This is a genomic window from Alicyclobacillus sp. SO9 (assembly GCF_016406125.1).
Lineage (GTDB): Bacteria > Bacillota > Bacilli > Alicyclobacillales > Alicyclobacillaceae > SO9.
The window spans coordinates 799,456-821,108 of record NZ_CP066339.1 but is presented as its reverse complement, the minus strand read 5'-3'; the positions used below and the strand labels follow the sequence as shown (position 1 = coordinate 821,108).

The following is a 21,653-nucleotide window of genomic DNA, read 5'->3' as shown; positions in this document are numbered from 1 at the left end:
TCGCTAGGAAAGAAGCGCATGAACTCTAAAATAAAACTCGCTGGCGAGCAGCGAGTTTTCTATGTCATACTCTATCCTTTACACCTAAGTGCTGCTTCAGCGCATCTTGCAAAAGATGCGAGAAATTTACATGCTGGTCTTGCGCCAAGTCGTCGAGCCATTTAGGGATACTAAGTGTCTTCTTCACTGCTCGAAGTTCCATTTCATCCCTAAACGGAGGCATCCAGACCTCTACCAAAACGATGGCTTGATTTTGTCCAACCCGTAATTCCGTAATGTCTGTTGGATTCGGAATAAAGTCTCGGTCTTGTTCCATGCCATACAAGTGAAGGGCCATGGCCTCACGAGCGTTTTTTACTCCCTCTTCCGTGGTCTCTGCGCATGGTAGACATCCAGGTAGATCCGGAAATTCTATGGAGATACCGTCGTCGGCATAATCGAAGATTGCCGGATATACATACCTATCTTTTGCCATGTGCGATCACTCCCATGCCCTTACCGCTGGGCCAGCGATTATCGTATCATCGAGGTATTGGAAGACCTGCCTGCTGGAATATGCTTCGAGCCGTACCAACTGGGATATCTTTGACAGGGTGCGTCACTGTCACCCTACCTAATTTTGTTGGGTGTTTGTACTGATGATGGTCGCCGATGGCTCGGACAAAATACCATCCGTCCGCTGTGATGATTTGTATGATTTCTCTGGACGAATAGCTTTTCATCGTTCCCATCGCCTCCTAACACCATTGTAATACGTATGATTATACGTGTCAACCCTTGGGAGGCATTGGTCTGAGAGTTCTAATGTCTAACTGTAACTCGTCACCTTGTTGCTGAATGACGATCTCCGTAATCAAGCGGTGAATTACCTCGTACTTTTGCTCAAAGGACATTTGTTCAGGATCCGGAAGGTTTTCACGAATCCAACTTATTGCTTCGGAATCTATTTCGCTTGCTGCTGTCTCTGATTCAGCAGAGTCTAACTCATCAAGCAATGTCTGAATCTGATCTAATTCTGCCGAAATTTTATCAAGACGTTCATTCAACTTACCGCGCACTCGGGGATTGGACTCTCTGGCTAAGCGTTCGATTAACGCATCTTCTTCTCGATTTATCTGGTTGAACCGCTCAACAAGCTTTTCGCGTTCAGCACTATGGCTACTCGGCTTATGTCGCGTCAGTTGTGCGTTGTGAAAAGCAGATATCTGTTCATCGTCCAGAATCCATCCCTTCACCGTATTCCAGACGGCTTCTTCAATCAACGGCGCAGGCTCGAAAGATGTAGGGCATCTTTCTAATCCCTGTCCTTTGGGCGGCCCTGGTGATTTGTATGTGCAGACATAATAGATACGTCTCTTAGTCTTATTATGATTCCACCCAGAGTGACCGTGCCAAGTCTTCCCACAATGTCCACACCTCAAAAGTCCACTGAGCAAGAAACGTCCATTTATGTTGCTAGTTGCACGTCTGCGAGCGACTAATGACCGGCGTTGTACTGCCTGAAAAGCTTCCTCAGTGACCAATGGCGGGATCTCCATTTCCACCCACTCATCTCTTGGCCGAAGTTTCCTTTCCAACTTGTCTTCATCCGCCCTATACTTGTTTAGATGAGTTCCACCGGTGTCATACTTACGGATGAACGTCTTTCCCGTGTGATATGATTTATTCTCTAAGATTCTCTTTACTGTCGTACGTGACCACGTTCTGGACCCCCTTGGAGAAGATATTCCCAGAGCATGAAGCCGGCCACAAATAGAGGCAGTGCCCATGTTTGAACCCCATTCATAAATCATGCGAACCGTGCGGGCTTCTTCCTCATTCTCCGTGACAACGCCCTCGTTGTAATTGTAGCCATAGATATCTGGCCAATGGGTCCATTTATGTTGTTGGGCCTTCTTGATTTTACCACCAATGGTACGTCGACGAATCATTGCCTTTTCAAACTCCGCTATAGCACCACGAATGGAATAAAACAACTTGCCTTCTGCCGTATCTTCACGATTGAAATCCGTAAAGACTAATTCGACTCGTTTACCTTTTTCGATTTGCTCTGTGAACAAAAGGAGGTATGTCAAATCACGAGAAAGTCGGTCTGGATCGCTGCAGATGAAATATTTCACGCTCTCATCACGCTGAGACGCTGCTATAGCATCCATAAGTGCAGGTCGGTTTATCACTTCACCAGAGACGCCGGCTTCTTCAAACACTATAGTATCTGTGACACCTAATTCATCTGCCTTGTTTATACCTCGTTCTCGTTGAGACTCCAAACTGAATCCTCTTGTTTGTTCGTCTGTTGATACTCTTGTATAGATAACGGCCTTCCTCATCAGTACCTCCAGTTTCCTTTTACATACAGAGTACAATGTTGTTAGAGGACCTACAATAGCATCTATTCCCAAACCCATTTACACATATCCACTACGACTGTATTTTATCGTCGAACCGAGGCAGCCCATACATAGAGCAAGGACCGGGGTTCTCTCTAAGAAGTCATATTACCTTCTTAGAAGAACCATCTAATTGATCATGGTCTGGAATTACCATAGCGAATAACAAAACACGTAACTCTTCAGCTTTTCATCTACACGTGTCAAAGACACGTGTTATAATATTGTTGTCGGGAGGGGATGGCATGACAGCCAAGAACTACACTGCTAAGGAGATGGTCAAGCTACTTGAAAAGGACGGATGGTACTTAGTAGCTCAGAAGGATAGCCACAAACAATTCCGACATCCCAAGAAGAGTGGAAAGATACAGGTTCCAGACTACGGAAATGTAACTCTGAAACCTAAGACAACCAATTCAATCCTAAAATCTCAAATGAGGCCCAAAGGAGGATTTAAAATATGGAAAAATATATATTCCCTTCCGTATTTGACCCAGCAGAGGGTGACGAGGTTGGGTACACCGTGACCTTCCCTGACCTGCCGGGTTGTATCACTGAAGGTGATACAACCGATGCAGCACTTGCAAATGCGCGTGAGGCTATGGAACTGTGGTTATGGGACGCAGAGCAGCATAGGGAAGATATGCCAGTTCCCTCCGAACCTCAAAGTATAGAACTAGAAAAAGGCGAATTTGTCATGTTAGGGGTACCGCCGACATTTTAACGAAAATATACGCTAAGACATTTATTGGAACAAAAATATCGCTTTTCTTTACTCTAAGGTGCTGCTGCTTGAACACGAAGCGGACGCAGTGAGTCCAGATCTCTTGGTTGACTTACGTTGAATGTGTATTCGCCTAAGAAATTAATGTGTTCCCAGCCTAGTGGGGAAATATGATGCAATAGTTCCTCCCGGAGACCACCTTGTGCCTTTTTGAATTCCATTGCTTTGGTCAAGTAAACCGTATTCCACACGCTGATCGCATTGATTAGAATATTGAGCGCACTAGCCCGTTGGAGTTGGTCTTGGAGTGCACGTTCGCGCAGTTCTCCACGCTTGCCAAAGAATATCGCTCTGGCTATAGCGTTCATCGCCTCGCCTTTATTCAATCCACGATTGATTTTCCTTCGTAGGGCTTCGCTCGAAATGTAGTCCAAAATGAAGATCGTCTTTTCTATCCGACCCATTTCCCGAAGCGCCGTGGCCAAGCGATTCTGCCGTGCGTAGGATCCGAGCTTCCCCATGATGAGCGAAGCAGAGACGGTGCCCTCCCGAATCGAATACGCTAATCTCAATACATCGTCGTAATTCTCCCGAATGACTTTTGTATTGATTTGACCACGCAGCAGCTTCTCAAGTTTGGGGAAATCAGCTGCTTTACCAAAGGAGAAGAGCTTGGAATCCGATAAATCACGTAAGCGAGGTGCAAAATGAAATCCAAGCAGGTGCGTCAAACCAAAAACCTGGTCCGTGTAACCGGCTGTATCCGTGTAGTGTTCTTCAATAGCCAAATCCGTTTCATGGTGTAACAGCCCATCAATGACATGCACCGCGTCCCTTGCGTTTGTGTTAATCACCTTGGTGTAAAAACTTGAAAACTGGTCGCTGACAAAGCGGTAAATGGTCGCTCCCTTACCATGGCCGTAATGAGGGTTGGCATCTGCGTGTAGTGCAGATACTCCTATCGGTACGCGCATGCCATCTGATGACGACGTGGTTCCATCGCCCCAATAGGACGGTAGGGCTAAGCGGTGATGAAAATTCACCAGTACAGCTTGAGCTTTATTCATCGCATCCTCGTAGAGCCGCCATTGTGCTACATTTGCCATCTGCCGATACGAAATACCTGGTGTAGATTCAGCCATCTTTGTAAGGCCTACGTTTGTTCCCATCGCCATAAGGGTGGCCATCACTACAGTGGTTTCCTCTTCGTTCGGCATACGGTTGGTGGAAGCATGAACAAACTGTTCGTGAAATCCGGTCCATTGAGCTACTTCAATCAGTAAATCCGTTAGTTTGACGCGAGGTAGCAATTCGTAGAGTGATAAGCTAAACTCTCTTGCTTCATCAGGTACGTCCTTTTCCAACCGATCTATGTGCAGTGTTCCGTGCTCCAGGTCTACACCTTCCAGCCCCTCGATGTTAGACGATACCCATTCTAAGCGTTTTGACAATGATTCCATACGCTCTTCCAGATACTCATTGGCGGATATACTCACCGCAAACCGAGCCTGAGTTGGCTCAAGCCTTGCCCAATCTTCCGTAGAGACCAGATACTCATCGAAGTCCTTGTGTTGTCGGCTCCCAACAATGGATACATCCCCGGAACGGACATAGTTTCGCAGTTCGGTAAGAACCGCCATCTCATAATAATGACGGTTAATGGTTCCATCATCGTCATAGACATGCTTTTGCCAGCGATTCGACACAAATTCAAGGGGTGCGTCTTCCGGTACTTTGCGTTTTCCGGATTCGTTCATGTCGCGGATGATGTCAACCGCTCTCATCAGGGATTCCGCAGACCTGGTTGAGCGGAATTCTAGGGACTTCAGCAACGTTGGTGTGTACTTCCGAAGTGAGTAGAACTTCTTCTCCAGCAAGTCTAAGTAATCGTAATCAACCGGTCGTGCAAGGCTTTTTGCCTCCTCCACGGAAGCAACCAGCTTGTCCCACGGCATAACGGCTTCTAGCGCGACAAACGGGTCGACTCCTTCGTTACGAGCCTTTATCAGTGCATCCCCTAAACTGGCAAAATGAACGACCTTTTCGTTGATGGACTTTCCGTTATGTTTCTGAACTTCCTCCTGTGCCTTTCTTCCCTTTGATAACAGAGACATAATCTGCCTGTCGTGTATTTCAAATGCTTGATCGGTCAGGTCTTGAATCAAATCAAGTAGGTAAGCCGCGAGTATAGCGTATTTCTTGGGGTCATTGAATCGACGGAATGATCGCGGCTCGTACCGCGAGCCAATTTTAGATAATTGTCGTAGCCGGTTTGGATGGATCCCCTGGGTATCTACTTGGAGCTTCAGTGCTCGGACATACTCAAGTTTGTCGACAACCTTTAGAAACGTATCCGGAGAGGACTGGCCAGGGACCTCCTGTAACCAAGCCAAATACGTTTTATTGGTACCAGGCACCAGGGATAGTAAGCCATCCAAACTAAGCATTTGACTGTCTGTCAATGAAGCGCTGAGTACCTTGAAAATCCTATCCTCTGTTCGTTTCCGTGCTTCCCATACGGCCCTTTCGATGGTTGCCATCGCAGGCAAGATCACTTTGCGCTTACGCAGCTCATCTAAACCAATTTGAATGAGATGCAACGGGCTGCCGTTGACCATCGCATGTTCCGTCAACAGTTTCGAGAGCCAACGATATTCGCTGGGTGTGAAGGTGGAGAATCCATACTCCCGACGAATTTCTTCTAAATGTTCATATCTCGTTGCCTCTCTTTGAAAGTAAGTTTGGAATTCGGACGCATTTACGCGAATCTGCTTGGCGACATAGCTGAGGGCTCGTTCAGGTATGTTCCGCACATCGGAAAGTGTCCAACCCAGATACCGCAGTACACACAACTGTACGGCAAACCCGAGACGGTTGTAGTCTCTGCGGTGACGTTGAATCACTTCGATATCATGCGACGTAAATGTGAAGCGTGTCCCTAACGTCCATTCATCAATGTCGTTCGGAATCTCCATGTATTTCAATCGTTCTTCTGGGGTTAGCAGCTCTCTGACACGGGTATACATCTGGAACGCCCCTATGAAAATTGGTAAAAGTAATACCTAGTGAATCATACACAACGTAGTTTTGTATGATTCGAAGAAGTCGTGAAATCCCTTGCTACGACTGGGTTTATAACCGATTTTTGATGTCTCAATTTCTGTACCATCTACACCAATCAAACTTATCATATAATAGTATACAGTAAGTACTTTTCGATGGAGGGCCACTTTTGGAATTTGTTCAACCGATTCGCGAGAAAAAACAAATCGATTCTATAAAGAAAATTCTCAAGGCTACAAACTTGAGGGATTATTGCTTGTTCATATTAGGGATTAACTCTGGTCTTCGAATTAGCGACTTACTTAAACTGAACATTCGTGACGTGATGGACGAGCGAGGTCGAGTAAGAGACCGAATTTCTATTCGGGAAACTAAAACAGGTAAAACCAAAGACTTTCCGGTTGGAGATACAGCACGTAAAGCCATCGTCGAATATTTGGGTACTCGGGCTTATACTTTAGATGATCCCCTGTTTTTGTCCAGGAAAGGCGGCCAAGCTCTAAAGAGGCAGCAAGCCTACAAGATCATTAACGATGCAGCCAGAGCAGTAGGCATTAAAGAAAACATTGGCACACATACGCTTCGGAAGACTTTTGGGTACCATGCGTATCAAACAGGCGTCAGCTTAGCTGTGCTTCAGAAGCTATTCAATCATTCCGCTCCAAGTGTCACCCTGTCATACATCGGCATCACCCAGGATGAACTGGATGACGTGTACCTGAATCTGAATCTTTAGCCGTATATTTATGCGGCTTGCCCGCCGCTTTCCTTCTGGGACAAACGGGCAGCTATGGTCAAGAAGCCAGTGTGTTCGCCACAAATGAAACTAGCGGTGTAAATGATACGGTAAAGTCGTAACAACAACCTCCTTGTGACGCAACATCCAGGCACGGAGAAGAAGCGAAGTCTGCGAATGTAATGCATAATGCCACCATCTTTTGGGGACAAACTGACCGATGAGCAACTGTACATGGTCGGGTTTCCCTCCCTCATAATTTTCCAACCGCCGAATAAACTTTGACAAAGGATAGAGCAGAGAGCGGTATTCACTTTTGACAGTGACAAGTCTGCAGGGTTCTCCCCATTCCTTCCATTTCTTCTCCATCTTTTCAATGGATTCATCATCAAACCCAATGTATAGCGCAATAACGTCTTGAGTTGTACTTTGAGCAAACGAAATGGTATCAACGACCACACGATGGACTCCTGAAACAAGAACAACTGACAGAACATGATGTTTTTGAGGATGAACCTGATTAAGATCGATTCGAAGTTCATTTGCAACTTCGTCGTAATGCCGTCGAATCTTGGACGCCAAAAATATCAAGACCGGTAGTACAACCAGCACAATCCAAGCCCCAGTCGTGAACTTGGTTACGGCAAAAATAATGGCGACCACAGTTGTAACCGCGGCGCCAAAGGCGTTAATGGTTGCTTTGATGTACCATAAATTCCCTTTCACACGAAGCCATCTGATGGTCAAGCCAGACTGAGCGACTGTAAACGCGACAAATACACCGATTGCATAAAGCGGGATCAGAGCATTCGTCTGCGCATGAAACAGCTCGATCAATAAGGCTGCTAGTGCTGCCAGGACAACCATACCGTTTGAGTATCCCAATTTATCGCCGCGGATGGTGAGTGATCGTGGCAAAAATCGGTCCATCGCTACTAGAGCTGCAAGCTGTGGAAATCCTGTAAATGTCGAATTGGCGGCCAAAATAAGAACCACAAAAGTAAAGACAATGATGATTTGATAAATCAATCCATGCCCGAAGTACAACCCAGCTAACTGAGAGAGCATTGTATTGTTGGGGTTGACTGAAATTCCTTTTACGTACAATTGATAGGCAAATCCAAGTAACGTGAATGCTGTAACCAATCCGAGAACCACATAAGCTTTAATTGCTCCCGTTTTGCCCTCCCTGAAAACCGGAACTCCGTTCGATATTGTCTCAATACCAGTCAGTGCCGAACACGCAGAACTAAATGCTCGAAGCAAAAGCATCAGGCTAAGTCCGAGCGGAATCGTCCCGAAGGGTGGTGTAACAGGTTGGACAAATCCATGATGAGTTTCATCTACAAATCCAGCCCCAATTAGGAAGAGCATACATCCTGCGAAGATCATCGTCGGGTAAGCAAAAACCTTTGAGGACTCCGAGACCCCACGTAAGTTGACCAACAAGATGATGAACACACAAACCACCGACAACAGAGTTTCGTGCCCAGATAGGATTGGATACGAAGAAGCCATCGTCTGGATGCCGGATGACACCGAAACGGCGACGGTCAGTACATAGTCAACAAGCAATGCACTTGCCGCAATCAGGGATATCAAAGGTTTCTTAAAATTGTCCTTGCCTATGGCATAGGCACCACCACCATTTGGATAGGCAATGACACCCATTATGTACGATGTAATTAGAATTGCGAGCAGGATCACGGTTGATGCTGTGATCGGGATAATCATCCACTTTACATTTGGGCCCAATGGCTCCAATTCGGTGATGCCGGCCTCGGGTCCATACGCCACAGATGAGTATAAATCGGCAGCGAGAATTGGGAGTGCAATGAGCCAGTTCAGCTTGGTATGGGATTGATACAGTTCCCGTGTCCTCATCGGACGACCGACGAGTATGCGCTTTACGTTTCCAAAATTGAATAAGGCAAATGCCAGCGCAATAGTTGCAATTGAGATGACAACTGGATGAATCCAGAGAGCTTGCTTGTACATGATGAAAATGTCTCCCTCCATTTCCTTCTTGGGTATTATTGGTCTGTGGATGCATTTTAAACTAAAAACACAAAACGACCCCAGAGGGGTCAAAAAACCGCTCCTGCAACGCCGACGAAGTTAGCTGACGGGTTCGGGTGGCAAGAATCATCACCCGTCCAAATTGGATTCACCCCGATAAAATGGTTCCTCCGCTCCACACAGGATTAGGCGTGTATATAACATGTCATGGACACAATTTAAATCTCGCTAGACAAAACATCAATGACTACACGCGTTGGTAAATCCGCTTTCATGCATGGTTTTCTAAGGTTTTTAAAAACTATTCAATAAATCCCTTGCGGAATCTCTTTAAATCCCCTTGTTTAATGTAAATCGTCAACAATCACTGTTTGTTCACATGAGTTCAATGTAGTCCACTGTTGATGCATTAGGTCACCGTTCCATAAGATGTCATCGTGAGGTGATATGTGTGAAAGATCATAATGCTTGTGTGGAATTGGAGCTCCAAGTCAGGCGGGCACTCGGTTGGTACGGTCGATTCGGATTGGGTGGCATAGCAGATGCTGATTTTATTGAGAATGGTGGTACATATACAGCTGTAGTGGCAGCACTGGCACCGCATTATGTGCGTGCGACCATAGAAACACAGAAACGCATCAGTCAGATCATTAAGGAATGTGCCCATTTGCAGCATAAGATTACCGACGACAATGTTGAGGTTATTCGCCAATGCCGACGGTTGCGGAAGGATTCAAAAATGAGGCATGCTCCCTTCTTGAGGGGGCGCATCTCGAAGAGAGACGTGCTACTGTATGGTTATACGCCGTTCGAAGCAAAGGGACTGTTGCAGAACTGGTTAGCGCCGCAAGGACTGCGTCTAATTAGCATCACAATGGTTAACCGCAACAGCATAGTTTGAAATCAGGAGATGACACAACGAAAGCCTGCAGGAATGGCAGCCTTTTTTGCGAATGGGCGGGATATCTGATCAATTAAACATTTCGATAAAGCCAAGTACAATTAACAAAACACCTGCAATTAATGGGGCATATTTACCGAAGAACCTTCCTAACACATTTTTACCAATGGAGTATCCGAGGATAATTGTCAATATACTTATGAGAAATGTTGAGATTACGGTGAGAAAAATATTGACTCCTGTGATACTTGCAGCGATTCCAGTCCCTAAATTGTTAAATGTTAATCCTAACGCCAACATAAACGCTTCTTTCGCATCAATATGACCCGATTTATCGACATCTGAGCGTTCTGCGTACTCAACCATATGAGAAAGATCTTTTAATGCTAGTTCTCTTGCATTGGTGTTATGTATTAGTTTTATAAGGCTTTGTATGACAAAATAAATACCCACAACCACAATAATTGCAGCACCTAAAACATTTGATACTGATTGTGGCATGAATTTTGCAATATACGAACCGGCTGACATCGATAAAAAGGTCCCGGTTGTTGTTACAACCGCAATGATAAAGTTTGCAATGATTCCTATCCTGATTTTCTTTATTCCATAAGCAGTACCGACAACTACATTGTCAAGATTGGAGGATATACTGAACAATAATGCTGACAAAAGAAGCATTAACATTAAATTGCCTCCTTGCATAATGGACGCACGACCACAATGATTCCCTTACATTTCAGCACTGTCATACTATGCGCAGCGAAGGAAATCGGTCCGAATTCTGATTCGGATTACGCGGGCGTAAGTCAGACGACCCCTCGATGCAAGTTATGCATACACATACAGGCGCTGAATTTCATCGGTTGTTGCTCTCGAGCAGACCAATAAGGGTTCCGTTTAGAAGTCCATATTGAACCGCCAAAATAGCATTTTTATGTTGATATCTCGACTGTACATGAGGTACAATGTGCCAGTAAAATCATCGACGGTACGTCAAGGACATTCAGGCGTTTGCCGAGAACAAGGGTATGCCAAAGTACATACCATGAACTGAATACAACCGGTCCTCGTTAGGCGAGGCGTCTATGTGAACATAAGCCGCTGCCCGGAAACGTCGAAAGACGCCAATGGGTCACCAGGTACTGCCGGATTAAGGCTTTACCTAATGTGGCTGAGTGAAAACTCTACGTTGCATAGTGCTAAAGCTCAACTAGGGGATGTAGAGCATCTGCTTATTTTGCATGTGCAGATCCAATCCCCTGAGCAATTGCCAGGGGATTTTACATTTGCTCTTTGAAGGAGGTGGTAGGTGTAGATTCAGGTCCTAGTCATCAGCGACAATTCAATGTGTTTGCTTTGGTCATCAATTATAGGGGCTTCTGTCCCTCCTACCACACCCTCAAGGAGGTTAAAAACAATGCGCACAAATTTGGCAATTCAAGACACGGCTATACTGGACAGCCAGCATATTGGTGACATCAAAGGCGCACTTGGTACAGTGCGTGTTGACGATAATGTAACTCGTAAGAGCTGGCGGTCCCGTATACTGACCCTGCTCGCCATCATGGGTCCTGGACTCATCGTGATGGTTGGTGACAATGACGCAGGCGGCGTGGCGACCTACGCTCAAGCAGGGCAAAACTTTGGCACAAGCCTTCTCTGGGTGTTACTGCTTCTGGTACCGGTGCTGATTGTGAATCAAGAAATGGTGGTTCGTCTTGGTCTAGTAACTGGAGTTGGCCATGCCAGGTTGATTTTTGAGCGGTTCGGGAAGTTCTGGGGAGCCTTCTCAGTTGGTGACTTGTTCATCCTGAACGTCCTCACCATTGTTACAGAATTTATCGGTATCCGAATGGCGATGTCCCATTTCGGCGTTAAGCCTTGGGTTTCAGTTGCACTTGCATCCATTTTACTCATTGGCATGACGGCTACCGGTAGTTTTCGCCGCTGGGAGCGATTTATGTATGTGATGGTTATCGCCAATTTTCTGGTCATACCTCTTGTACTCATGACCCATCCAACTGCTCGCCCAGTAGTTACAGGTTTTTTGCAACCGGGAGTGCATGGTGGGTTCACCTCGGACGCACTGCTTCTCATCATTGGTATGGTGGGGACGACAGTGGCACCGTGGCAGTTGTTTTTTCAGCAATCAAACGTGATCGACAAGAGGCTGACACCCCGGTGGTTGTCTTATGAGCGGTTCGATACAGTAATTGGTTCTGTTGTTGTGGTGGTTGCAGCAACTGCACTCATCGTAACGACTGCATTTGCATTCCAGGGAACCACCCTGGCTGGACAATTTGTGAATGCCGGCACTGTGATTGCTGGATTGTCGCTGCATGTTGGAGTGGTGGCCGGTGATTTGTTTGCAATCATTTTGCTGAATGCATCCTTGATTGGCGCTGCGGCAGTTACCCTATCGACTTCGTATGCGTTTGGTGATGTGTTTGGTACAAAACATTCATTGCACCGGAACATCAAGGAAGGCTGGAGCTTTTACGTGGTGTACGGCATCATCATTTTGGTTTCCGCTGGCATCGTCGTCATCCCACATGCTCCGCTTGGGCTTATCACAACTGGAGTACAAGCTTTGGCAGGCATTCTGCTCCCAAGCGCGACCGTGTTTTTGTTACTTCTGTGCAATGACAAAGCTGTTTTAGGACCTTGGGTTAATCGTCCGTGGTTGAATATCATCGGTAGTGTAATTGTCGGTGTGTTGGTTGTACTTTCGTTGATTTTAGCCATTGCAACGTTCTTTCCGAGTGTCAACGTCCAGGTATTAAGCCTTGTTTCAGCTGGCGTACTATTCGTTGGGCTTGTGGCAGCTGGCCTAGTATGGTATCGGAGGCGTTCACCAGTCAAACCGATGTACGGAGAAGAAGACCGGCACACTTGGCGAATGCCTCCGCTTGGCAAACTGCCGAAGGTAATATGGTCTCCGACACAAAAGCTCGCCATGGCGACCCTTCGTGGTTATCTGGTGATAGCAGTCATTATGCTTGTCGTAAAGATTGTTCAACTATCCATTGGAGGTTAACCAGTGCGTGAGCGGCACAACCGAATGCAATATACGATGTGGGCTCACACCTGGTCCTTGCTGGGTGTGAGCCCGTTTGTAATGTTATGAGGCGCAAGGGTTTGCGTATCGTCAACTTACCTTTTTCGGTTTCCGAACATCACTACCAGCATAAAAATGGTGGATAAAACAGCGACCCCAGCGGAAGCGCCAAGCAGGATGTCAAAAGTACGTTCTGAGATTTTTCCCCTAAGGTCAATCGCAGTTATCCAAAGGGTTATCCATCCGAAATGTACACCAAGAAAAATCAAGCGTTGTGTCCGAGTCATCCATGAACACCCACTTGTCTGACGAACTCATAATGACGCCTCTCATTGTGAATCATCATGGTCTCCATTACTATCCGTATTATTCTCATTTTCGTCACCCCAGAATCTCTACTCCCATGCGGAACATTTCCATTTTGTATACACCGTACCGACATACTTATCGTGCAAACCAGGGGTCTGTGTAGCAATGGAACAGAAAACCGGAATAAGCGATCCAGTTTATGTAACGCCATCAGAAAGAATCTGCACTCCCTCGATTTAACGGTCGTAAATCACCATGTGCAATTTCTTCTGGTAAGGTAAACGAGTATCGGCCCACCATGTTAATGTGGTCGTGTCCCACGGGAGAAAGCCGTTTTATATCAGTAAGGTCCATCATTTGACCTTGTACTCGCAAATTTTGCAAGGCCGCACTCATATACCGGGTATTCCAAAGAACAATCGCATTCACGACGAATCCGAGTGCGCCGAGTTGATCCTCCTGGCCTTCCTTGTATCGCTGATGAAGCTCTCCACGCTTGCCATAGCAAACAGCCCGAGCTAGGCTGTGACGACTTTCTCCGCGATTGAGCTGCGTCAATATCCGTCGCCGATATCCGGGATCATTCAAGTAATTGAGCAGGTAAATTGTCTTGTAAATCCGCCCGTATTCCCCAATCGCTTTCCCTAAAGTTGTCGGTCGGCCGTCACGTTGAAGAGTTCGAATCAATCGAGAGGCGGTGACAGTTCCAAGTTTCAAGGAACCGGCGACACGTAGCATATCGTTCCAGTTCTGAACAATGCGCTCCGGGTGTAAACGGTGGCGAGCCAAATCATTGAGTGGCCCATAGTTGGCAGCGGGATCAAGCCGCCAAAATCTTGATTCTCCAATGTCAGCTAAGCGCGGACTAAATTGATACCCCAAAAGGCCAAACAGTCCAAAGATAATGTCACTGTACCCAGCGGTATCCGTCATGATTTCTTGGGGCTGTAGGACCGTTTGTTGTCCTAATAATAGATCTAGCAGATACAGCGAATCCCGAATTGTTCCAGGAATGACGATGCCATTCAACCCTGTAAACTGGTCGCTAGCGAAGTTGTAATATGTCACGCCACGCCCGGCACCAAAGTATTTGGGATTGGGACCCGCGTGAATCGTCCGAACCGGTGTTACAAATCGAAGCCCATCGGCAGATGCAACTTCGCCGGTACCCCATGTCGTCGCCAACTGCAGGCCGCTTTGATATTCCACGAGTTTATTGTTCGCTTGTGTGAGCGTTTCAGCTCGAAAATAGTTTTGCTCAACCCAAGTCAATCGATCCCGAGTCAAAGCGGGGACACCCAATTGGACGACCGGTTCCAGTCCGATGTTACATGCCTCGGCAATCAGCACCGCACAAACGCTAGTCGTCAGGTCCTGTACCCTCGACCCACCTTCACTAAAGTGGGTAAAAGCATCTGCAAATCCGGTCCAGGTATTGACTTCAAGCAACAATTCCGGCAAGTCAATCCGGGGTAGTAGGGATTGAATTTGTGACCGAAGTGTTTGCAGAGAAGGAGGTTCCTCCAATTTGTCCAAAGCGGTCAAAACAACCCGGCTCTTCCCTGAATGTTCTCCATACGGACATCTGTATTCTCAGGCCAACGTTCGGCGGTTTGTTGATACGCGGTGTTCAACTTCTCCCCGAGTTCTCGGACTTCCTGCTCAGCATCTATAGTTCGATCCAACGTGCGTAAAACTTGTGGACGCACTGCTTCCCAAGCCTGTCCCTGGAGAAGTTGTGCCCTTGGGTCATTGTATCGCTCACTCGGAGTAACGAAGATGTCGTGGTGGCGCAGAGCTTCATGGATGCGAATGAGTACCCAGAACGTATAGGCCCGTTGCTGAATCTGATCATTCTCGTCATAGACTACCTGCTGCCAAGAAGTTGTCATTCCGGTGACGGGTGCCTGTGTCCAAGGGATCTTCTTCGCCCCCTCATAGTCACGTAAGAATCGCCAGGCGTCTAAAACTGGCTTTGCAGATGAATTCGCCTCGAAATGAATCATCCGAAACATCTGGGGTAAAAACCGACGAATCCCGTTGTAATGGCTAAACAACTGCGTAAAGTACACATTTTCCTCTGGCCGGCGCGTTAGGGCATCGATGGTTTGAATGGAGTCTGTCAGTACCTCAGCAGATACCCGAGCAAAAATCGTTGCCCGAAGCTTGGCATCCGGTGTCTGATCGTTTAGGAGGATTACACAGGCTTCCCGTAACTGACGTGCGGCCGCATCCAGATCGCGGATCGTTCGGAGCCGGGCCCGCTTCCCCTCTTGCTGGGTCTTGGCTAAAAGTTCAGTCATAAGTCGATCAAACAACTCCAGCAAATCGTCCTGAGCCGTAATCGCAAAAACGTTGGCAAACGCGACTAAAGTGGCCAGTTGTCGTTCCAAAGACATCCGGGATATCGCCTGTGCCCTGGCTGCAGCCGCAAAACGGGCGAGGGTGTGCAGTCGTCCTACAGGAATGTGCGACAAATCCCAAGTCGTACCTCCGTAAGAACGGACGACTGCCAAGCGTTCTAACCCTTCCAACATCCCTTTCGCCGTAAGGTTTGTTGGTGGACGGCGAAGATGGTCTAATTCGGTTTGTCGAGAGGAAACTTTCGCAGTCAACAACTGCTCTAGTCGATTACGCTCAGAGTAGTTTGGAACCTGGGCCAAGAGGCGCCAGAGCCGGGTGGCCACGCGGTCACGGATCTGGGCAATCAGCCGTGCAAGTATCGTTACACCAGGCAATAAAACTTTCTTTTCTACACACCTGGCCGTGGCTAAATCAAATAACACGCTGGGCCGTTCTGCAGTCAACCAAGCGTGGTGGTACAACCATCTCACGAATTCGAAGTGATGCGGCTGGTCTGGGAAATCGCGATATCCATATGCCTTTCGAATTTCCGCTGTGTGATCCCACCGACTCTCCGAACCACGATAACGCTCGAAAACACGAGTATTGGCCATTTGCAGTTGACTTGCGACATACCTTACAACGGATATTGGGACATCCGTGGGATCGGTTAAAAAGGTCCCTAAAAATCTGACGGTACCGAGTTGGATAGCAAACCCCAGTTGATTATGGGAACCTCGATGTTGTGTGACAAGATGGTGATCGCGGTCATCTAGCCAAAAGTAACGAGCCAGTTGTTCCGGTGTTGGCTCTTCAATCATTCGACCGTATCGGCGCTCTTGTTCTGGAGTAAGGAAATCTACAGGCACGTTTTCCTCCCTGGAGTCAGGAGTTACACCTCCATTTTGAGGCCTTCCATTGCCATTGCGCGGTCCTCGTCACTCGGTAGGCTATATCGCCGCGTTGTATCCAGTCGCTTGTGGCCTGCAAGTTCAGCCACCATCACAAGGTCGTGACCATTACGTACCAAATTGGTCAGGCAAGTATGCCGAAGCGTGTGAGCAGACAATGTGAGTCCAGCGTCTTGTGCGATTTTTCGAATTACTAAATCGACAGAGCGAATCGAGCAGCGGTTCCCACGTCGAGTGAGGAACAAAGCCGACTCTGCTGTACCCGGAAACTGAATGTGGCGATCATCTAGCCACGCCTGCAAGGATGATCGAACCGAAGCGTTCAGAGGAACTTCCCGATATCGATTTCCTTTTCCCATTCGAACCGTTACTTGCCCTTTACGTTCCGAGATCATAACGTCATCTACATTGAGTTGTACGCACTCACTGATACGTAGGGCGGTATAAAAGAGAAGCGTCCCGATTGCTTGGTCTCGAGTATTCGGTTGACGTTCAACCGCTCGTAAGAAGCGTCTTTGTTCTTCGGGAGAAAGCGCCCGTGGTGCTTGATTCGGCAGTTCCTCTCGCTCTACCTGGGGACTCCCCATCTGAAGATATCGAGCATAGAAGTGGTCAAGAGCAGCGAGAGCAAGATTCACGGAAGCTGGCTTGGCATGGTGTATCGTCTTCAGATGAGACTTAAAATCCCGCACCGCGTAGTCACGAGCGGATGATTCACCAAGCGGATCTCCGTATACAGCCGGATATGCATTCAAGTAACGTACAAATTGTTCAACCCATCGACGGTACGCAATTCGAGTATTTGGTGAAAAAGGTTGCCGATTCAACCAAGGAAGATAACCCTCAAGTACCGAGTTTATATGTGCCATCTAATCAGGTCTCCAGACGGTTCTTATTATTGGAAGTGGATTCAACGCCTTACCCCAGCAATTTCGCCGCATTATTAGAAGTATATCAGGTCTTTTAATTCGAATAAATAGTATTATTAGAATAAGCTTAGCGTGTATGTGTGAATCCATGAACTCGGTCATTGGGAACCGAATACTTTTTTCAACCGAAATGTCAGAACGGCGAATATTGGCATGAGGACCAAAGTGAAACTAAAATATGCCGGTGTCACATAGACCATAAACTCATGCAGGTCGGGCGAATTGTGAAAGAATAAAATGCTGGCTGTCCAGATGGCGATTCCATTCGGCCAAACTACATTTCTGAAGGTGGAAAGTCGAAAGGTATCCTGCATGGCTGAAGACATGGCATATAGAAACACGGAAATTTTTAAGACCATCGTAGCGATTACGCCCATTACGTAAATGGTGTCGAACCTTTGTATGAATTCGCCGATACGGATTCCCCGAATGACCTCGGCCACAGGTAAGGACAAATAGGTTATCGATGGACCCAGCACTGAAATTATCAACATCTCAACCAATACTCCAAATACGGTCAAAGATGCCCCCACGTACAACAGGTCCCGCCCAAGTGTTTTTCCACCTTTGATCGATTTCACAAATTGTAAAACGCCAATCAATTCAAACGCGAACGATGTGGCGGGCAACACAGATGCTCGAAGTACTGGGGTCCAGCCATGGGCCAACACAGGTTGGATTTGGGAAAAGTCTGCATTTTGGAAGGACAATACAACCAAAATCACGCCAATCATTAAGGCTACTGGTGTGAGAAATTCTGCCAATCGTCCCACTACCTCAACACCTTGAAAAACCCCGTACGCAATTGGAACCAGGATAGTCGCAGAAATCAGGTACGCCGGAGTTTTGGGAAGACTCGTGACTTCCACAAATACCGTAAGTTCCCGAAGCAACATGGCCGAGAAAACGAAAAAGAAAATTATCATCCAAACCCCTATTAACCGACCAAGCCAAGGGCCAAAGGCGGTTTCGAGCCCATTAGCAAGTGATTGATTGGGAAACGTCCGGATAAACACGACGCATACGATCGCGGCGACTATCGTGCCGCCAAAAAGAAAAGAGGAACCATCCAGCCGTCCTGAATGGTAAATTGAGCGATGGCAAGGGGTAAAAGGACAATTCCAGTCCCCAATATGACCCATATCATTAAATACATCAATTGCAGTCGTGATATTTGTGTCTCCATCAAGCACCACCATATTACAAAATCGAGTACAGCCACTTCGTGATGGGTTCAAAAAGCCATTGTATCCCCCAAAGAAGGTTGATCTTCGGCCAAATATTGAAACTCACGATGCCCGAACCGAGCAGAGCAAATATGAATGCCGGTACGTTCACAATCCATTCTCTCCATGTCACCTTCTGACGAAACCCATGGACCACCAGGATGCTTGAAAAAAACAGTGCAACCCAAATCAAGGAGCAACCCCTTCCCGTCCAGCATGAGGAGGGAGTCCTTCTGGAGAGTACTCCACATCCGGAGATTTGGAAGCCAGACCGTGACGTAACAGCTGGACCTGAACGTCATAGGTCACTTGAATATGCGGAAAAAGTTCCTTCCACTGGTGAGCCATTTGTTGCCAGAGGATCGGATTTCTCTTATAGAGGACATCGGAGAAGTGGACAGAGTCCACATCGTCTTTCTGGAGCCGCGTGAATACGCGCTGCATCTGTTCCTGAAGCGTGTGATCAAGTTGGATCTCCCATTTTGAATAGGTTTGAGGCGTCGGTTTACTCCCAGGACATAACCGTGAAATTTCTGCTTGTCCACGAACATTCACGAAAAACCTGATCTCATTGCCGTGAACTTGCGGGGTCACGTTCGTATGAGTGTGTAGGATGCGATAGGTCTGACTCATATCTCCTTGTGGCGTCTCTTTATTTGTGCAAGGGATTGTGATTTCAGTTTGCTGAGTGTCCTGCATAAACCGCAACAATGCCGGAACTTCTGCAGATGTCAAATAATCTTTATACTGACCTCCATCAAAGAGCCCAATGCCTTCCGGAACAATGCCGTTTTTGGCCGTCTCCAGACGAGCCATCGCTGGAGTGTGTGAAGGACGCAGGTATTGTTTCATGAAACTTAATTGTGTACTGTTCACCGCAGTGGATTTGTGCATTCCTTGTTCGACTAGGGAACGCATAGCCGTTGCATGATAGAACTCTGGTGTGACCGAAGACGTCATCAAATCGGATGCGGTACCATCGGTGACCACAAACAATTGATTGCGCCGATAACTCCGATTCCGCTCTAAATAATCCAGAGCGCGATCGATCCCGTGTGTGGCATAGTTATGTCCGAATATAATCACGGAATTATGGGCCAAAAACAACTTTCTTGGGACTTCTTCATCCAATAGCCCGACCGCCTCTTCGATGGTACTTCCGGTTTGTTGGCGTGTAATTGTAGCTTCATCTCGCTTGCCCGTACCCGCACCTGAGCTTGGTCCACGACTATTCGCTGGATCCACGATTTCTGTGGTGACTCGAATCCGTTGATCCTGTGTTTCGTCGATACCGACGGCTAACACGATATTGAGATCATCGACTTCTCGCAGGTCTTTACATCCAGGTACTCCGAGCAATATCCCCATCAACAAAGCCGAAACGATCCACCGAGTGTGTTGTCCCATCGTCATGTCGAATCCCTGGAAGGAGGGGATGGTTTAGGAGCTCGGTTTCGTGTCGAATTGACGGATTCGTAAAACTGTGGACGCTGGTTCATGGCCCACCAGGGCGCTCGGATGAAGGTGTCACGCATCTCTGGCCATGAAAATGGGGCAAGTGGTGCCATGTACGGAACACCAAATGACCGTAAGGAAACCATGTGGATGACGAGGACTAATCCTAATGCGACGATGCCGTATAAACCCAACAGCGACGCCACGATCATAAACGGATATTGAAGAATGCGGTTTGTATTGACCAAATCCTGCGATGGAGTCGTATAAGATGCCACGCCCGCAGCTGCCACAACAATCACCATGCCAGGAGAAACAATACTCGCATTGACTGCCGCATCCCCGATAATGAGCGTGCCAACGATACTCACAGATTGTCCGACCGCTCGCGGCAGACGTAGACCCGCTTCCCGGAGAGCCTCAAAGGTAGTTTGCATGCCTATCGCCTCGACGATGGTCGGGAAAGGAATTCCTTCGTGCTGGGCCTCCAAACTAATGAGCAACGGAGTTGGAACGAGGTCTTGATTATACGAAAGTAATGCTATATAGAGTGACGGAAGCAACAAAGATGACCAGTACATGGCATGACGAAGAATCCGTAGAGGCAGGGCCGTCATGAAGTGTCCGTAATAGTCTTCTGCAGAAATCAACCCACCTACAAAAACCACGGGTACCGAGATAGCCGTGGGCGTTCCATCGATCAAAAAACAAATTCTCCCCTGTAACAACCCCGCTACCGTACGGTCCGGCCGTTCTGTAACCTCCGTCAATCGAAAGGGTGAAAACGGTGCATCACCAATCATTTCCCGAATTTCATTGGCGGAGATGATACCATCGATTTGAATCCGTGTAGACGCTGATGGGCTTCCTCAACGAGGCCGGGTTTGACAATGCCCTCCACGTACAGCAACGCCAACTGTACATTGGTTTTTGTCCCCACCGGCAGGGTTTCAATTTTGAGTTTCGAAGTCCGCAGACGTTTGCGAACGAGCGCCAAGTTCGTTTGCAAGCTTTCAATAAATGCCTCCTGGGGTCCTGGATGGTGGGTTCGTTTTGAGAAGTCTCAATTGCACGTGCGGGGAATTTGTTGACATCCACCAGCAAGGCTCCCGATTGCCCATCCACCAAAGCCACGACTTTCCCTGGGCAATGGCCTGATGAATCGCAGAGATTTGAGAGGTCTCTTCCGTCATCAGGGCGTTCAAGGTGTCCTTCAATGCAGGTAGGTAACTTTGCCTTGTTCATATCGTGTTAAGGGTTCCATCAGAGTGCGCTGAGCAGTCTCCTGATCGATTAAGTTGCTGATAAACACCAGACACACAGGTACTCCCTGAACATGCAAGTGCTGATACTGCACATCTGCACACTTTGCCCATTCGTCTTGAATCAATGCCAAGGACTCTTGCAACTCAGAAGGAATCTCTGCCGGATCATCAGATACATTCCAAAACGAGATGTCCTGTAGCTGCTTTCTCAACGATCGTCTTTTGGATTTACTACGAAACTGTAACCAAGTGGTTTTTCTTCTCATGGCAACCCTCGTCGGATTCAACAGTAAGATTAGAGGATGATTCGCTTCGTCAAGT

At 47.3% G+C, this 21,653-nt stretch carries 18 protein-coding genes, 2 pseudogenes and 2 riboswitches; of the genes and pseudogenes, 5 read left to right on the top strand and 15 right to left on the bottom strand.

Annotated features, from left to right (window positions below; all coding sequences use genetic code 11):
* Positions 1-64 precede the first annotated feature (64 nt).
* From GI364_RS03605 to GI364_RS03595, 3 genes are read right to left on the bottom strand one after another with little or no spacing between them, the layout of a single operon-like run.
* Positions 65-475, bottom strand: coding sequence for a type II toxin-antitoxin system HicB family antitoxin (locus GI364_RS03605; RefSeq protein WP_198852347.1), 411 nt, complete (start codon positions 473-475; stop codon positions 65-67).
* A 46-nt stretch (positions 476-521) separates the two neighbouring features.
* Positions 522-722, bottom strand: coding sequence for a type II toxin-antitoxin system HicA family toxin (locus GI364_RS03600; RefSeq protein WP_198852346.1), 201 nt, complete (start codon positions 720-722; stop codon positions 522-524).
* Positions 723-770: 48 nt separating this feature from the next.
* The gene (locus GI364_RS03595; protein WP_198852345.1) at positions 771-2,330 is read right to left on the bottom strand and encodes a recombinase family protein; all 1,560 of its coding nucleotides are present in this window, start codon (positions 2,328-2,330) and stop codon (positions 771-773) included.
* Positions 2,331-2,635: 305 nt separating this feature from the next.
* Between GI364_RS03595 and GI364_RS03590 the strand changes: the two genes are divergently transcribed.
* Both GI364_RS03590 and GI364_RS03585 read left to right on the top strand, forming a co-directional pair.
* On the top strand, positions 2,636-2,917 hold the full coding sequence (locus tag GI364_RS03590) for a type II toxin-antitoxin system HicA family toxin (protein ID WP_198852344.1): 282 nt from the start codon (positions 2,636-2,638) through the stop codon (positions 2,915-2,917).
* Complete coding sequence (locus GI364_RS03585; protein WP_198852343.1) at positions 2,851-3,114, top strand: type II toxin-antitoxin system HicB family antitoxin; 264 nt, start codon at positions 2,851-2,853, stop codon at positions 3,112-3,114. The genes GI364_RS03590 and GI364_RS03585 overlap by 67 nt, the downstream gene beginning before the upstream one ends.
* A gap of 53 nt (positions 3,115-3,167) precedes the next feature.
* Here the strand turns inward: GI364_RS03585 and GI364_RS03580 are convergent, their stop codons facing one another.
* Entirely contained in the window at positions 3,168-6,140 is a 2,973-nt protein-coding gene (locus GI364_RS03580) for a Tn3 family transposase (protein WP_198852342.1), read from the bottom strand.
* Between the two features lie 206 nt (positions 6,141-6,346).
* Here GI364_RS03580 and GI364_RS03575 point away from each other — a divergent pair, with 206 nt between their 5' ends.
* Positions 6,347-6,913 (top strand): site-specific integrase, encoded by a 567-nt coding sequence (locus GI364_RS03575; protein WP_198852341.1) that lies wholly within the window; start codon positions 6,347-6,349, stop codon positions 6,911-6,913.
* A 90-nt stretch (positions 6,914-7,003) separates the two neighbouring features.
* Here GI364_RS03575 and GI364_RS03570 read toward each other — a convergent pair whose 3' ends face one another.
* A complete protein-coding gene (locus tag GI364_RS03570; RefSeq protein ID WP_198852340.1) occupies positions 7,004-8,911 on the bottom strand; it encodes an APC family permease in 1,908 nt (635 codons plus the stop codon).
* 93 nt (positions 8,912-9,004) lie between these two features.
* A riboswitch (cyclic di-AMP (ydaO/yuaA leader) is annotated at positions 9,005-9,134 on the bottom strand.
* Positions 9,135-9,383: 249 nt separating this feature from the next.
* Between GI364_RS03570 and GI364_RS03565 the strand changes: the two genes are divergently transcribed.
* Positions 9,384-9,833: a hypothetical protein gene (locus tag GI364_RS03565; RefSeq protein WP_198852339.1), complete on the top strand. Its 450-nt coding sequence runs from the start codon at positions 9,384-9,386 to the stop codon at positions 9,831-9,833.
* Positions 9,834-9,902: 69 nt separating this feature from the next.
* Here the strand turns inward: GI364_RS03565 and ytaF are convergent, their stop codons facing one another.
* On the bottom strand, positions 9,903-10,520 hold the full coding sequence (gene ytaF, locus GI364_RS03560) for a sporulation membrane protein YtaF (RefSeq protein WP_198852338.1): 618 nt from the start codon (positions 10,518-10,520) through the stop codon (positions 9,903-9,905).
* A gap of 375 nt (positions 10,521-10,895) precedes the next feature.
* A riboswitch (M-box (ykoK) riboswitch) is annotated at positions 10,896-11,059 on the top strand.
* Positions 11,060-11,253: 194 nt separating this feature from the next.
* Here ytaF and GI364_RS03555 point away from each other — a divergent pair.
* The gene (locus GI364_RS03555) at positions 11,254-12,873 is read left to right on the top strand and encodes an NRAMP family divalent metal transporter (protein WP_198852337.1); all 1,620 of its coding nucleotides are present in this window, start codon (positions 11,254-11,256) and stop codon (positions 12,871-12,873) included.
* 116 nt (positions 12,874-12,989) lie between these two features.
* Here the strand turns inward: GI364_RS03555 and GI364_RS03550 are convergent, their stop codons facing one another.
* The 9 genes and pseudogenes from GI364_RS03550 to GI364_RS03505 all read right to left on the bottom strand — a co-directional run bounded on the left by GI364_RS03550 (position 12,990) and on the right by GI364_RS03505 (position 21,598).
* Positions 12,990-13,181 (bottom strand): hypothetical protein, encoded by a 192-nt coding sequence (locus tag GI364_RS03550; protein ID WP_198852336.1) that lies wholly within the window; start codon positions 13,179-13,181, stop codon positions 12,990-12,992.
* Between the two features lie 232 nt (positions 13,182-13,413).
* Positions 13,414-16,415 (bottom strand): annotated as a pseudogene (locus tag GI364_RS03545) (Tn3 family transposase).
* A 23-nt stretch (positions 16,416-16,438) separates the two neighbouring features.
* A complete protein-coding gene (locus GI364_RS03540) occupies positions 16,439-17,326 on the bottom strand; it encodes a tyrosine-type recombinase/integrase (protein WP_198851248.1) in 888 nt (295 codons plus the stop codon).
* 158 nt (positions 17,327-17,484) lie between these two features.
* A complete protein-coding gene (locus GI364_RS03535) occupies positions 17,485-18,402 on the bottom strand; it encodes a GerAB/ArcD/ProY family transporter (RefSeq protein ID WP_198852335.1) in 918 nt (305 codons plus the stop codon).
* A gap of 20 nt (positions 18,403-18,422) precedes the next feature.
* Entirely contained in the window at positions 18,423-18,572 is a 150-nt protein-coding gene (locus GI364_RS03530; protein ID WP_198852334.1) for a hypothetical protein, read from the bottom strand.
* A 14-nt stretch (positions 18,573-18,586) separates the two neighbouring features.
* The gene (locus tag GI364_RS03525) at positions 18,587-18,805 is read right to left on the bottom strand and encodes a hypothetical protein (RefSeq protein ID WP_198851250.1); all 219 of its coding nucleotides are present in this window, start codon (positions 18,803-18,805) and stop codon (positions 18,587-18,589) included.
* Positions 18,802-20,025, bottom strand: a complete 1,224-nt coding sequence (locus GI364_RS03520; RefSeq protein WP_198851251.1) for a Ger(x)C family spore germination protein — start codon at positions 20,023-20,025, stop codon at positions 18,802-18,804. Before GI364_RS03520 ends, GI364_RS03525 begins: the two co-directional genes overlap by 4 nt.
* Positions 20,022-21,064 (bottom strand): annotated as a pseudogene (locus GI364_RS03515) (spore germination protein). Before GI364_RS03515 ends, GI364_RS03520 begins: the two are co-directional and overlap by 4 nt.
* A gap of 216 nt (positions 21,065-21,280) precedes the next feature.
* Positions 21,281-21,598, bottom strand: a complete 318-nt coding sequence (locus GI364_RS03505) for a hypothetical protein (protein ID WP_198852332.1) — start codon at positions 21,596-21,598, stop codon at positions 21,281-21,283.
* Positions 21,599-21,653 lie beyond the last annotated feature (55 nt).